Genomic DNA, 15,455 nt, shown 5'->3' on the forward strand with positions numbered 1-15,455 from the left:
TCCTTACTGAATTACACTCAGCTTAATTTGTCCATGATTTGTAAGCTGCTTATTTTCTGCATCTACAGCTGAGGATAATGGTGTTAAAAACATATATGTTGCATTTTCTGGTTTTCTTAAAATACCTTCCATTGCTGCATATTGTGTATTGTTGTCATTTGATTCTTCATTTTTAAAGCCACTAACACCCTCAATGACACAACCTTGTTGATCTAGGAAAACAACCAAGGGCCAATAATATGTCTGTACTTTTGAGGAAGATGCATAAGATGTCAAGAGTACATTTTGTACCTGACTATCTAATTTTACGACTTCATAAGCAAAATGCTCTTTGATCGGTGCGACTGGCCAGAGACCAAGCTCCTGATTTTTTATAGATAAATTTTTCGCTTTCGCAACTTTTTTTCCAGTAAAGCAAGCTTGTTCTAAATTTTTAACAACATCATCTTTTGGCAATCTAAAGTAATGAGTAGAAAGTACGACAGCTTTATGTTCTTGAGGTTCTGATTTATTTCTAATCCGGTCCAAAAGGCTTGCACTTACACCTTTTTGTCTCTCGACTGTTTCATAACGACCATGTACCCCCCCCGTTTCAGGCGTCATATAAAAGCGTTTTTTACCTTCTAAATTGAATTCACGATCTTCTAAATATTCATTATTGACATATTGAACACCATCAATTTCTGTAAAATTCTTATTTTCAGTTACTGTTATTACATCATTTTTTACTTGATTGCGCGGTTGCGTAATGTTTTTTGCTTCAACTGTCTTATTCTGAGTATTTGATTTAATTTCAGTACTTTTCACAGATTCAGGCAAAGGCTGTTGATATTGTTGCTGCTTTTTATCAATGACATTTTTTTGTAGTTTTTGTTCTGAAATTGATTTAGATGGAACTATTTTTTGAACATAGTGAGATGCTTCTTGATTATTCTTTGCTTCAACGATCACTTTTTGCTTAATCGTAGCTTCAGTCTGAACTTGGTTTGAATCATGCAATGGCTTCGTATTTTTTTCAACTTGTTTTGTATTTATTTCTTTTTTTGTATTTGATTCATGAGAAACTTGTGATTGCTTCACTTTCTGATCAAGTTGTTGTTCTAAATTAGAGTATTTTTTTTTCACCGCATGTTGCAACTCATCATCTTCCTGCAGCTTCGAATTCTTTTGAGTAACTGCTTCTGACTTTTTCTTTGGCTCAGTTTTTTGAACAATCATTGGATGCCCATCAGGCCCAATAATTGTATAGAAACCATCGGCATAAGTGGTTGCTGTGGCTAAACTTAAAGTTAAAGCTAGCCACAACGAAGTAACAACAATATTTTTTTCAACGTTTAAACGCATTACCATCTCGTTCTGTAGTTAATCCCTAAAAGAGTTACTTTGGTATTTGTTGATACATTCAATCCTGCATATGGATTCAATAATAAATTATCTACGCCTGTTTTATTGGCCATACTACTGGTATTTGCAGGAATATTATCTCGGCTACGTAAAAATGCGACTGATAAATCTATTTCTGTATCTTCATCAAAACGATACCCTAACCCTAAACCAAATAATTGTGCATTGTTAATTGGTACTAAGGTATTCCGTTTATCATCAGGAATTGCACTTGCACGAGGCTCATAACCCGCTCGCAATTTCAAACGATCATTTGCTGAGTATTCAACCCCCACGCCCCAACTCCATGGAGACTGAAATCCAAGAGGAATCGCCAATGACGAATCTGTAACATTATTTGACAATAGCTTAGCAATCTTCAAGGCTGAAATTTGTCGATCAAAATCAAATTTAAATTTTTCCCACGCTTTAAAGTCAGTCCAACCCACGTCAAAATTGATTTGTAAGTCAGGAAGAATTTTATATTTTATCCCACTTTGAAAATGTGCTGGATATTCCAAATCCATAGATATTAAACCTGACTCTGTTGGCGGAATATAGCCTGGAAAACCTAAAATCGCTGCTAAAATTTGGCCTGTGGCAGAAGAATTTAATCCTTTAATCAATTCACGTGGTGCATTTGCGTTATCAATAAAGTATTTACCTTTTAAACGCATTTTGGCAGAACTTTGGTAAACCATACCAAAACCAAAGTCTTCATTCGGTTCCCACATCAAACCCAAGTTATAACTCGGACTGAGACTTTGCTCCATCGAAACTTGCATTTTCCCGAATTGACCAAAAGGGTTCATTCCCTCATCAGCATTACACATACCAAATAACAATAAATCTGTAATAACATTAGAGTTGTTTCGGAAAGGACCACAAACGGATTCATCAATCATCCGCAGTACACCAATCATTTCATTTGGAAATCTCAAATCAGTTTTCAATGCCATTGCGTTATATGACATCCCAACTGAAGCTCCAATTGAAAGTTGATCACTAACTTGATAAGCCACCGATGGAGATAAATAAGTAATACGTTCTATTGCAACTTGTTGCCCCATGAAGTTTCCTGGATTGCCATCTTCTGAGCCAAATCCTGCAACCATAGGTGCATAAGCTGCTGTTGCATAAGTGAGTTTCGAACCTGGTGCATTATATGAAATACCAGCAGTTGGTGCCATTACTGGCCAGCCAGGACCCAAGTCCACAACTTTTTTCAAAATTGGAACATACAAACTTGCATATTCAACATCACCACTGACTGAAGTTTTATAATCCGTACATAGACTCGATGGATTTGAAGGTGAATCATTACAAATTAAAGGGTCATCTGAATAACCAAACACATTATAACCAACAGGTGCTGAAAATTCCTTTTGGATATCAAAATTTGCAATGATTCCTTGCACATCAGTTTGTAGCCCTTTAAGTTTAGTCAAACCTGCAGGGTTAAAGTGAATTGCGCTAATACCTGGTGGATCTGCTGTTACCGCATTCCCCATCGTTAAAGAACGTATATCGACAGATAAGTTAAGTCCTAAATGCGCAAATACTTGAGGTGAACACCCAGTTAATAAAATAGCAGTCACTATTGGGCGTAAACGTATGTTTTTCATACCTTATACTCCCTTAGTTTGGCTTTTTCTTCTTGCCGAAGCCTAAAATATCCAATGGGAAAGATAAACCCAATGAAATATCTGGTGAATCCTCTGTTAAACCAATACCTACTGTACCATTAACAATCGTATCTGGATTGACACGAACACCTAAAGCTATTGCAAACATACCACTTGATTGCGATGCGGCTTCGTATTCATTCCCATTTTTATATTTAAATGATGTATTCATATTAAATGATTGTTGATATGACATCGTCATAGAAACATCATAGTTAAATGAATATGCAAAACCGAAAGAAAAACCAGCAGTAATACCTGGATCAAATTCAGTTAAAATTTGATTACCGTCTTGCGTACCACCTTCTCCATTATTATTACCACCACCACGAACTTGATTTAAGCCAGTTTCCTTCAAACCATAGTTACCTGAAACTGATGCAAACAATACAACTGGGTCGATATATTTACGAGTACTCGCACCTACACCGACCGAATAATATCCCTTACCCGTTGACAAATCTTTATCCGCATTGATTTCATATGGACTATCACCTGTTTTAGTTGATAAGCTACCAAATAAAATCAACGGTAAGCGTCCTGCCTTTAAGGGGAATGGTTCCCAACGCGCACCAAAACTAATATCACCTAAACCTGCTGTAGTCGTATCTTTTAAGTTGTCTGATTTCGCAATAAATGGCACAGATGCTGTAAATGTTAAATTATCAAGTACACCATACTGACCTGTAAAAGTATTACTTATGGTATGACTCGCATCTTCATCAATACGCAGTTGATAAAGCTGTCCTGAATTCATCCCAGCATTAATCTGACTATCACGATAATATGAATAATCTAAATCATAAAAAGTCGAGATCTCCCCTTTTTTAATCAAAGAATACTGACGCTCATTTGATGTAAAAACCTCTTGTAAATTTGTTTCTTGGGAAGCATCACCCTCTTGCTTTTGTAGTGCTTCAGCAGCTTGAGTCCCAGGCTTAGGTGCTAAGGATTTTGTTTCATCCTTATTGATCTTTACTTCTTCTTTAGCTGGTGCAATCGCTTCAGTTTGAGTTGCCTCTTCAGCTTTAACAGCTTCTGTCGCAGCGCCATTACTAACAGCACCTGCAGAATCTGTAACAACTGCTTCAGCCTGATCTACAGCAACCTCTGGACTAGCATCTATATCCGCTGGAGCTGTTTCAGCAGCATATAAACTTCCAATTGCAAATTGAATACTCACTGCAAGTAAAGTTCTTTTCATCCATTGATTATTCATATTATTCCTATCCCAAAAAAACAATTCAGTTATGTAATTTTTTAATCCATCTTTTACTTACGTTTATAATAGAGTCTCATATAAGATGTAATTGGCTCGTTATATGTTTGAGAGTTGGTAGATTGGTCAATTACTTTACGCATTGTTGATGCTTTATCAGCTAATTTATTCATATAATCAGTAGAATATTGCGCTTCAACCAATGCATAACGATTAATCGTTGCATCCTCTACATGTCGCAAATCTGCATCTTGTAATGCCAACATATCCTTTTGTTGATCTTTCGGGGCATTGATTATAAATAAAGTATTATTTTCCCATATTTGCTTAAAACGCTCTTGATCAAAACTGATATTGCCTAAAGCAGGATCTGCAACATAAACACGCCCATCTTTATATGCTTTAAATACAACGAAATGTTTAAATCCTGCATATGAAATCGGCACAATGACAGGTTGATTTTGATTTATCAAATCGGTGAATTCACCCTTAAATCCACCACTTTCATAACCAATTGCTGCAACAAAACGTTTCATATCAAGCAATGAAAAGCTTCGTCGTTCGATAATGCGATTGTATTCACCAAACCGTAGTAACCCTTCCATGGTTTGTTGTTCTGTTAAATTTGTACCTACGTAACCATTGAGTAAAGTTGTTAGAGCTGCGGAACCACAACTATAGTCATAGGCTTGGCGAACAATTCCACGGAATTGATTTTCTAAGGCAGGTTTGACCTGAACCATTTCACGATGGTTACGTGTAAATGATTGCTCTCGAGAATCCGCAAGCTCTGTATAATAAATCGCATCTTTTGGCTTGGGTTTCACATCTAGTTCGTGGCTGGCAAAATAATACATTAATGCCGAACCTAAAGTAATTTCTAACATAATTTTAACTATCAAGTATCGGCAGTATTTTGCCTAAAGTGCTAATTTTATTTTTAGAGTGAACACTCTACTTCCCTGTGTTTCAAAGATAACGCTTTTTTTTAAAAAATACAGCATTATTTTTAAATTTTGTTAAATCTGACCTATTTTATTGTAAAAAAAAAGCGCGTTATATACGCGCTTTTTTTTACGAAGACTTAGTGTCCCGAAATTGTAATCACAGCACCAGCTGTAGCTGCACCATTAACCATATGCGACGTTGTAACATTAGATACCGCAATATCTCCGATCTTGCCTGCAGCACTGCCTAAGCTAACACCTTTAATATACATATCTGTACCTGTTTTCATTGCAACCACTTTTAAACCTGCAGTAGTTACATTGATATCAGCACCAATATTAAGTGTATCTGTTGTTCCTGTATCAGTTACACGAATAGATTCTACACCAATACTGCCTTGACCATTCGTAGAATTATCTTTCAACGATAAGTCAGAAATCGTTAAACCACCAGTCATTGCACCAGCAAGTACAATCATCGCACCTTGTGGTGCATTACCCAACTGAATATTTGCGGTTGTAGCACCAGTTGAAAGTGTTAAACTTTCCAAAATTGTTGCTTCAGTTGTAGCACCGCCAGCCACATACGCACCTGCACTACCAGTAGCATCATTAACTGTAATAGGACCCATTGTGATATCCATACCAGCCACGCTTGCCGCAATATTCAGATAAGGTGTTGTCCCACCTTCAGCATCAATTACCAAATCAGCTAAGTTACCACTAGTTAATGCATTTGCATTTGCAGTTAAAGTAATATCAGCAATCGAAATAACACCCGAATTTGCAGCACCAGCTGGTGTAGCAGATGCCGACAAACCATCACCATCAAATACATGTACTTTATCAATATGAATTTCGCTAGCTGCGATACCGATAGAAATACCATCCTGACCAGTAGTGGCGCTAAGTGCAGCATCATCCATTGCTTGCATAGCCATTGCATTCGAACTTACAGCTACAGCAGAAACCAAAGCGAGTTTAGTGAATAATTTCATGTGTGTACTCTCCCAAGAGCATTTTTTTTCATTTTTAACCACTCTCCGTAGCCTTCCGTTGTTTTTGTTTTTTTGACAACAGAAACATCAATCCTTGAGCAGTCCGTTTTGCTCTTTTAAATTAACTGTATGTTACTTTTTGTTCAACTGCTGTTTATCATAATTTAGAATAAACCGATAAACGGTAAACACTTTTTTAACTTTTTTTTTCAGGTAAAATACTATAGTTTTTCAGCTATATTTGCGGGTTATCAATCCCTATGTTTCGGAAGTTATTAAATTTTCCATCAAATCAAATTTCACAATTACTCTTTAAACTTAATACATTAACGGGTGTGAACTACTTAGCTAATTTAGGTGAAAATGTAATTTCTTTTTTACCTGAAAGTTATTGTATTTCTATCAAACAACAACAAATCTTTTACACAAGAAATAATTTATTCCAATATCAATTGGATAATAAAAAAAATCAGCTCAATGATTTTTTAAACTTCACCGCTCAACATTGTATTGAACAACGTGACAGTTTTCAGGGCGGTTATATTGGTTTTATTGACTACAATTATGCTAGCAATCAACAAATTGATTCTATTTTTAAAAATCAACCCAACTTTTATATCGGTATTTATAAAACATTCATTAAACTTGAAAATGGTCAATTTTATTTTTACAGCACAGAATCTTGCGCTGAAAAACTGTTTCACTTTATTCAAAATATTTTAAATAGTGAACAAGATTCACGACCTCATTTCTCTCTAAATACACCTTGCACAGCAACGTGGACAAAACAGCAATATCGGTATGCATTTGAACGAGTACAAGATTACATCAAAGCGGGTGACTGTTATCAGATTAATTTAACTCAAGAATTTACAGCCTCAGCGCAAGGCTCATTATTGGATACAGCTGAAGAGTTTTGGCAATTGACCGATGCACCTTATTCTGGTTATTTAAAAATTGATGATTTTGAATTATTGAGCTGTTCACCCGAGTTATTTATCGACTTTGAAGCCAATCGTAAAATCACCACCAAACCGATCAAAGGCACAATGCCACGCTATGATGATCCTGTGTTAGATGAACAATCAAAAAACACGCTGACTCATTCACAAAAAGATCAGGCGGAAAACGTCATGATCGTGGATTTACTGCGCAATGATCTCAGTGTTTATGCAGAAACAGGTTCAGTCAAAACGCCAAAACTTTTCAATATCGAATCCTTTAATCAAGTACATCACATGGTCAGTGAAGTCACAGCGACATTAAAAGAAGATGTCAATCCATTTGAAATGTTGCTGTCTGCCCTTCCTGGCGGTTCGATTACAGGTGCACCGAAAATTCGTGCCATGCAAATTATTGAGGAACTCGAAGGTGTGCCACGAGGGGCTTATTGTGGTTCGATGGGCTATTTTAATTTTGATGGTACAGGTTCCTGGAATATTCTGATTCGTTCCATTCAAAAATATCAGGACAATGTGTCTTTGTGGGCTGGCGGCGGAATAACCATTGCATCGGATTGTGATGCTGAATATCAGGAATGTTTTGATAAAGTTTCAGCAATGTTAGACCTACTCAATACATGGTATCAACCTGAAAATACTCAAGAAAAAAGCGAATCCTAAGATTCGCTTTTTGTGTATTTTAAATATTGAATTATTTTAAAATATCATTTCTCAATGTATCTACAAGGCGTTGATTTTGTTCATCTGTTCCAACCGTAATACGCAAGAACTGATTAATACGTGGCTTATTGAAATAACGCACAATAATGCCTTTTTCACGTAGGGCTTTCATCAATTCCCCTGCATCATGATTTGGCAATGTCGCAAAAACAAAATTGGCTTTTGATGGTAAAACTTTAAAACCTAAGGCTTCCAAATCATAGATCAATGTATCACGACATTTGATGACTTTTTGGCATTGTGCGTCAAAGTAATCTTGATCCTCAAAAGATGCTACACCAGCTGCAATCGCAAAGCGATCAATTGGGAAAGAGTTAAAACTGTTTTTTACGGCTTCAAGTGCAGCAATCAAATGTGGCTGTGCTATGGCAAATCCAACACGTAAGCCTGCGAGAGAACGTGATTTCGAAGTGGTTTGACATACAACTAAGTTGTCATATTTATCAACCAATTTCACTGCTGATTCTGTACCAAAATCCACATAGGCTTCATCAATCACCACAACTGAATCAGGATTAGCCTGCAATACTTCTTCAATCGCAGACAATCCTAATGCAATACTGGTTGGTGCATTTGGATTGGTGATGATTATTCCACCATTCGGTTGCTTATAATCATCTACTACGATTTCAAAATCATCATTCAACGGAATAATTTTTGATTGTGCTGAAATTCCAAAAAACTGACTATAAACAGGATAAAAACTGTAGGTAATATCCGGATATAGGATCGGTTTATCTTGTACAAAAAAAGCTTTGAAAATATGTGCTAAAACTTCATCGGAGCCATTTCCGACAAAAACTTGCCCTACAGGAACGTGCTGTTGCGTAGCAATCGCTTGTTTTAACTCAGTTGCATCAGGGTCAGGATATAGTCGCAGTGCATCGGCTGAGTTTTCCAATACTTTTTGTACCGCAGCAACCACTTTTGGCGATGGTGGATACGGGTTTTCATTGGTATTTAACTTTAATAAATTTTGAATTTTCGGTTGTTCGCCTGGTACATAAGGTTCTAACTCACGTACATCTGGGCTCCAAAAACGCATTTGTTCAGGGGTAATGTTTGGCATTTTCTTTTCTCATTTATGTACTCAACTTACGATCACGTAAGCCCTCTCCTTCCAGGAGAGGGTTTGGGAGAGGTCATCTTCCAAACCAAATTCAATATTTTCCCTCATCCTCTTGCGTAGCCTCGCTACTCATCCCTGAGCCATATATGGCGCAAGAGAGGGACATTCAATACTTAATTATTTAGTAAATAACTTATTGATAACGATATCTCGCAGATCTCGCATGTGCATCCAAGTTTTCTTGTTGCGCTAAAATATCTGCAGTTTTGGCAAGTGGTTTTACCCCTTGCTCAGAACACATGATCAAACTTGAACGCTTTTGGAAGTCATAAACACCTAATGGTGACGAGAAACGTGCTGTACCCGATGTTGGTAATACGTGGTTTGGACCTGCACAATAGTCACCAATCGCTTCAGGCGTATAACGTCCCATGAAGATTGCACCTGCATGGCGAATATCTTCTGACATTTCCTGTGCTTCATCTAAACACAACATCAAATGTTCAGGAGCTACCTGGTTAATGAGCGCAGCACCTTCGACACGATCTTTCACCAAAACCAATGCACCACGATTAGCAATCGAAGTACGTGCAATTTCAGCTTTTGGCAATGCTTCCAAATGTTCTTCAATGGCTTGTGCAACATCATTCAATAATTGTTCATCAGGTGTGATAAATACCGCTTGCGCAACCGTGTCATGTTCAGCTTGTGACAATAAATCCATTGCTAACCATTTGGCATTATTCTGACCTTCCGCATAGACTAAAATCTCAGATGGTCCTGCGATCATGTCGATACCAACCTGACCAAATACTGCACGTTTTGCCGCAGCAACGAAACGATTGCCTGGTCCCGTGATTTTATCAACTTGCGGAATAGTTTCAGTTCCGTATGCCAATGCAGCAACAGCTTGCGCACCACCAATCGTAAATACACGATGTACACCTGCCAGATAAGCCGCCGCTAAAACCAATGGATTTAAATCGCCATTTGGTGCAGGAACGACCATGATAATTTCTTGCACACCCGCAACATGAGCAGGAACAGCATTCATCAATACAGAAGATGGATAAGACGCCAAACCACCTGGTACATAAATCCCAACACGATCGAGTGGTGTTACTTTTTGACCGAGTGTATTGCCCAAAGCATCAACATAAGTCCAACCATCTTGTTTCTGTGCTTGGTGAAATTCACGCACACGATTGGCTGCCATTTCAAGTGCTTCACGTACTTCAGACGTTAAACCTTCAAATGCTGCTTTCAATTGCTCTTGTGACAGTTCTAAATCTGAAAATTGATGCGCTGGATGTCGATCGAACTGTTGAGTGAGTTTTAGTACATGTGCATCACCATGTTGGCGTACATCTGCAATAATTTGGTCTACGGTTTTTAAAAGCTCAGGATCACTCACTGTTTCAAAAGCCAATAAGTCAGCAAAGACTTGTTTAAAGTCTGGCTCTTGAGTCGATAAACGTCGCATCAATTTACCCACAAGGTTGTTTAGGAAAGATTTAGTTTACCTTGTTTTGAGTGACTTGTGGGCAAGTTCGCATGGTCAATTTTATTAAGTTTAATAGGAAAGTTTGATCAAACTTATACTTACGTCACTGTACGAAAAATATTGAAATTTAAATACAAAAAACCGCCCTTGTGGACGGTCATTCATTTCAAAATCATTCTATTACAAATTACTTTTTCGCTTCACGTTCTTCTACGGCTTTTTCAAGCTGTGCAAGAATTGGATTGAGCAAAGTCTGCTTACGTTTAAAGCTGGCTTTATTCACAATCAAACGTGAAGACACTTTGCAAATTTCTTCCAAAGGCTCTAAACCATTGGCACGCAAAGTATTTCCTGTATCCACCACATCGACAATGTAATCACCTAAACCGACCAATGGTGCAAGCTCCATTGAACCATAGAGTTTAATCACATCAACTTGCTCGCCTAAGCTTGCATAGTATTGACGGGTTAAATTGACATATTTAGTGGCAATTTTTAAACGACCTTTTGGACGTTCCATTCCCACTTTGCCTGCTGTCATTAACTTACAGTTGGCAATTTTTAAGTCCAATGGCTCATAAACGTTTTGCGCGCCATGCTCCATCAATACATCTTTACCAGCAACACCAATATCCGCTGCACCATTTTCAACATAAGTGGGTACATCAGAAGCACGTAAAATCAGGATACGCACTTGTTTATGTGTCGTTGGGAAAATTAACTTACGAGATTTATCAGGATCTTCCAATAAGTTAATTCCAGCAGTTTCAAGTAAAGGCAATGTCTCTTTTAAAATACGACCTTTACTCAATGCCAAAGTTAAACCATGATCAAAATTGCCCATTACGTCAAAGTTTGGATCATCGTTTCTCATATCGCTCATTAACTTGTCTCGCTCACTCGCTTAATTTGGACACCTAGACCTTGTAATTTTGCTTCAATATCTTCATAACCACGATCAATGTGATAAATACGATCAATGGTGGTTTCACCTTCAGCAACCAAAGCTGCTAAAACTAAAGAGAATGAAGCACGCAGGTCAGTTGCCATCACTGGGGCTGCGGATAATTTTTCCACACCTGTGACTACAGCATCATTACCTTCGACCTGAATATTTGCACCCATACGTGCCAATTCAGGTACATGCATAAAACGATTTTCGAAAATCGTTTCTGAAATTGTTGCAAAACCACGACCAATGGCATTCACCGCCATCAACTGTGCTTGCATATCTGTTGGGAATTCTGGATGTGGCAAAGTCTGGAAGCTGACTGCTTTCGGGCGTTTACCCATCATATCGAGTTCAATCCAATCATCACCACGGGTCACTTCCGCACCCATTTCTTCAAACTTATCCAATACTGCTTCAAGCAAGTTTGGATCAGTATGTGTGGTTTTGACTTTACCGCCAGTAATCGCAGCAGCAGCCAAATATGAACCTGTTTCAATACGGTCAGCAACCACTGAATATTCACAACCATGCAGACTTTCAACACCAGTCACCACAAGTATATCTGTGTCTAAACCTTCAATTTTTGCACCCATTTTAATCAGCATTTGTGCAAGATCGGTGATTTCAGGTTCGCGGGCTGCATTACGGATTGTAGTTACACCATCTGCAAGTACCGCAGCAGTCAGAATATTTTCTGTACCGCCCACAGTCACCATATCAAAGACAACTTCACCGCCTTTTAAGCGACCATCGACACTGGCAATCACATAGCCATTTTCGACCTCAATATGTGCACCTAAAGCTTCTAAGGCTTTTAAATGCTGATCTACAGGGCGTGAACCAATCGCACAACCGCCTGGAAGTGATACTTTTGCACTACCATAGCGCGCCAATAATGGACCAAGCACCAAAATAGATGCACGCATGGTTTTTACTAATTCATACGGCGCAAACTGATTGTCTAGTGTAGACGTATCTGCTGTAACAGTTTCGCCCTCATAAGTCATAGTGATGCCTAAGCCACTGATCAATTTAACCAATGTTCTGACATCTTTTAGATTTGGGACATTTTTTAGAGTAATAGGTGTATCAGCAAGAATCATTGCTGCCAATAAAGGTAAAGCTGCATTTTTCGCACCTGAAATACGAACTTCACCTTCGATTTTTGCACCGCCTTGAATGACAAATTTATCCATTGACGCTTAAGCTCCAAACATGCTGGCTTTGCGCCATTCTTCTTTAGTCATTGCACGAATAGTCACAGCATGTACTTCACCGCTTGCGATATATGAATTGAGCGGTGCATAAACAGCTTGTTGACGAGGAACAGGACGTTTACCTTCAAATTGATCATCCACAATACGGAGGTCAAATTTTCCTGCTTGTCCACTGACAGCAACTTCTGCATCAGGAAAAGCCGCTTTTAAAATTTCAGTGAGCTGTTCACTATTCATTGCTTAGACCTCATTTGTAGGACTGACAGTGTAAAAACCGAGTATTTTACTATAACTTGGTAAAATAATTCATTAACTCATACAAAAATTATCGATAAAAAAAAGAGGTATTTTTCAACCTCTTTTAAAACCATGAAAAATTATGTGGTCAATACTTCTAAAGGTACAAAATTCAACTGCATTTTACGATGCTTATCCAATTGTCTTTTTAACTTATCGGTCAATTTGGTAATCGCATTATACATATCATCAGCACTGGCTTGCGCAAACAGTTCCGTACCAGGCAGACGTACAATTGCCTCAGCAATATGATTGGCACTGCCCTTTTTTGATCTTTTATCAAGCTGATGATCTTTACTGAGTTTGACCTGCATACTGTTGACTTGATCAATATGCTTGGTCATCTGAGTAAATTTATCTCGAATATTTTCTTCTATTGCAGGGGTAATACTTAAATGGTGTCCACGAATTGTAATTTGCATAGCTTTATCCCTCTCCTTTTATAGGAATATGAAAGTCATAACCCAAAAGATTTCATGACAGAATTCACTGAGAAAAACTGTGCTCAGTACTATGCTCAAAATCATGCAATCATTTAAGTTACTCCAAAAAACATCGGGTTTTCATTATTTTCGTCAAACCGTCATAATGAATCTATAGAATTGCCACACTTTAAAAACTAGATCAAGACTTTTCGGTCTGATGATGAAGGAATATGTAACGATTCACGATATTTTGCGACCGTGCGTCGTGCCACATCGATTCCATCCTCCTTCAATAAATTTGCAATCGTATTATCCGACAATGGTTTCCGTGGATTTTCCTCTGCAACCAACTTCTTAATTTTCGCACGAATTGCCGTTGAAGAAGCTTCTCCTCCTGAGGTCGTTCCCACATGACTGGAAAAGAAATATTTCAACTCAAACAAACCACGTGGTGTCAGTAAAAATTTATTGGTGGTGACACGAGAAACAGTTGACTCATGCAATTCAACTTCTTCTGCAACATCGCGCAATACCAAAGGTTTCATCCCTTCCGCACCAATTTCTAAAAATTCACGTTGATGTTGCACAATGCAACTCGCCACTTTCAATAAAGTTTTGTGGCGTTCATCGACACTTTTGATAAAGTTTTTGGCTTCCAGCATTTGATTACGCAAATACTGATTATCCTCACTTTGATCTGCACGCTTAATCATGCCTGAATAAAACGAATTAATTCTCAACTTGGGTAAAATGTCTGGATTAAGCTGAACAAGCCAATGTCCATTTTTCTTAGACACCACCACATCTGGAATTTGATAATCAGACTCTTTCTGCTCAAACTCAGCACCAGGATAAGGTTTCAGCGTTTTTAACAACATCACGGCTGACTTTAATAAATCTGCATTTAGCCCTGTTTGTTTAATCAATTTGGCTAAATCATTACTCACTAATAATTCATAATGTTTCAGTAATAATAAGGCTTCTTTACGATATAAAGTGCTCGCGGGTAAAGCTTCAATTTGCACAAAAAGACATTCTGCTAGATTACGTGCACCTACACCAATCGGTTCAAGACGTTGGATATGCTTTAAAACAACTAAAACCTCATCTTCCTCAACCTCGATGTCATAATCCATTTGCTGAAGTAGATGCTGTACTGAACTCACGATTTCATCAATACTTGCATCCAAAAAGCCCTTTTCATCTAAAGCATCGACAATACAATAGGCGATTAACTTATCGACTGGAGAAAAGTGAAGTAGATTCACTTGCCCCAACATATGTTCTTTTAATGAGGCATCGGAATGACGATTATCTTCACGTTCTTCAAACTCAGGACGCTCCATCGCAGATGATTGGTGTGTATAAACATCATCCCAATCTGTATCGACAGGTAACTCATCAGGTAAATGGTCTGCATTCAAGGCATCTGAAAGTTCAACTGTTTCTTTTTGTTCTTGCTGAATATTTTCCAAACTTTCATGCGTATCTTCCTCAACTTTTTCAAGCAAAGGATTACTTTCTAATTGGATTTGAATTTCTTGTTCAAGTTCAAGACTTGATAATTGTAGCAATCGAATGGCTTGTTGCAATTGAGGTGTGAGCGACAAAGAGTTTGCAACTTTTAATCCAACCGATAACTTCATACCCATACTTCCCACACTATTTATTTCGCATCATTTTGTTTTTCAATAAAGCAAAAATCATGCCTATTTATTTTTTATACCACATGAAATACAAGACAACCAGTGAAAAACGCAACAAGTTCGATAAAAATCTTGATTATTTTGAATTATTTTTAAATTCACCGAAGCCTCAATTTAAAATCTCGAAGTGAATAATTCAAAATTAAAAAATAGCCAACGACTATCAACCATATAAATACATATTCAAAATTTATAAGCAAAAATAAATGAGCAAAGCACTATTTATTTCAAAATATTTAAATAAAATATCAAACAACCTGTGACTTGAATCACATTTGTATTGTTCAAAAAATTATCATTTTTATCCTTTACTTATTGGAATAGTAAGTATAAAAATAATATATAGAAATATGATGGATCATTTTTCAAGG

The 15,455-nt window shown here is 37.5% G+C and carries 13 protein-coding genes; 1 reads left to right on the forward strand and 12 read right to left on the reverse strand.

The window, feature by feature from the left end:
* Positions 1-3: 3 nt before the first annotated feature.
* The 5 genes from filE to EXE09_RS10675 form a co-directional block, all read right to left on the reverse strand.
* Positions 4-1,344, reverse strand: coding sequence for a putative pilus assembly protein FilE (gene filE / locus EXE09_RS10655; protein ID WP_130117260.1), 1,341 nt, complete (start codon positions 1,342-1,344; stop codon positions 4-6).
* Complete coding sequence (locus EXE09_RS10660) at positions 1,344-3,008, reverse strand: OmpP1/FadL family transporter (RefSeq protein ID WP_087553706.1); 1,665 nt, start codon at positions 3,006-3,008, stop codon at positions 1,344-1,346. The genes filE and EXE09_RS10660 overlap by 1 nt, the downstream gene beginning before the upstream one ends.
* Before the next feature lie 13 nt (positions 3,009-3,021).
* Positions 3,022-4,287, reverse strand: coding sequence for a hypothetical protein (locus EXE09_RS10665; RefSeq protein WP_130117261.1), 1,266 nt, complete (start codon positions 4,285-4,287; stop codon positions 3,022-3,024).
* Positions 4,288-4,340: 53 nt separating this feature from the next.
* The gene (locus EXE09_RS10670) at positions 4,341-5,174 is read right to left on the reverse strand and encodes a C39 family peptidase (RefSeq protein WP_130117262.1); all 834 of its coding nucleotides are present in this window, start codon (positions 5,172-5,174) and stop codon (positions 4,341-4,343) included.
* Positions 5,175-5,371: 197 nt separating this feature from the next.
* Positions 5,372-6,232: a DUF6160 family protein gene (locus tag EXE09_RS10675; protein WP_130117263.1), complete on the reverse strand. Its 861-nt coding sequence runs from the start codon at positions 6,230-6,232 to the stop codon at positions 5,372-5,374.
* 260 nt (positions 6,233-6,492) lie between these two features.
* Between EXE09_RS10675 and EXE09_RS10680 the strand changes: the two genes are divergently transcribed.
* Complete coding sequence (locus EXE09_RS10680) at positions 6,493-7,854, forward strand: anthranilate synthase component I family protein (protein WP_130117264.1); 1,362 nt, start codon at positions 6,493-6,495, stop codon at positions 7,852-7,854.
* Between the two features lie 31 nt (positions 7,855-7,885).
* On the opposite strand, the gene hisC is transcribed toward EXE09_RS10680, so the two are convergent.
* The 7 genes from hisC to EXE09_RS10715 form a co-directional block, all read right to left on the reverse strand.
* The gene (hisC, locus tag EXE09_RS10685; RefSeq protein WP_130117265.1) at positions 7,886-8,983 is read right to left on the reverse strand and encodes a histidinol-phosphate transaminase; all 1,098 of its coding nucleotides are present in this window, start codon (positions 8,981-8,983) and stop codon (positions 7,886-7,888) included.
* Between the two features lie 193 nt (positions 8,984-9,176).
* Positions 9,177-10,478, reverse strand: a complete 1,302-nt coding sequence (gene hisD / locus EXE09_RS10690; protein WP_165382056.1) for a histidinol dehydrogenase — start codon at positions 10,476-10,478, stop codon at positions 9,177-9,179.
* A gap of 196 nt (positions 10,479-10,674) precedes the next feature.
* On the reverse strand, positions 10,675-11,370 hold the full coding sequence (gene hisG, locus EXE09_RS10695) for an ATP phosphoribosyltransferase (protein ID WP_068974023.1): 696 nt from the start codon (positions 11,368-11,370) through the stop codon (positions 10,675-10,677).
* Entirely contained in the window at positions 11,370-12,635 is a 1,266-nt protein-coding gene (gene murA, locus EXE09_RS10700; protein WP_130117267.1) for a UDP-N-acetylglucosamine 1-carboxyvinyltransferase, read from the reverse strand. Before murA ends, hisG begins: the two co-directional genes overlap by 1 nt.
* A 6-nt stretch (positions 12,636-12,641) precedes the next feature.
* Positions 12,642-12,893 carry a BolA family iron metabolism protein IbaG gene (gene ibaG / locus EXE09_RS10705; protein WP_004830087.1) on the reverse strand — a complete coding sequence of 84 codons (252 nt, stop codon included), beginning with the start codon at positions 12,891-12,893 and terminating at the stop codon, positions 12,642-12,644.
* A gap of 140 nt (positions 12,894-13,033) precedes the next feature.
* Positions 13,034-13,375, reverse strand: a complete 342-nt coding sequence (gene hpf / locus EXE09_RS10710; protein WP_068974025.1) for a ribosome hibernation-promoting factor, HPF/YfiA family — start codon at positions 13,373-13,375, stop codon at positions 13,034-13,036.
* Between the two features lie 197 nt (positions 13,376-13,572).
* Entirely contained in the window at positions 13,573-15,024 is a 1,452-nt protein-coding gene (locus EXE09_RS10715) for an RNA polymerase factor sigma-54 (protein ID WP_130117268.1), read from the reverse strand.
* Positions 15,025-15,455 lie beyond the last annotated feature (431 nt).

Origin of the sequence: Acinetobacter sp. WCHAc060025 (assembly GCF_004209355.1) — a bacterium.
In the GTDB taxonomy this organism is placed as follows: Bacteria; Pseudomonadota; Gammaproteobacteria; order Pseudomonadales; family Moraxellaceae; genus Acinetobacter; species Acinetobacter wuhouensis.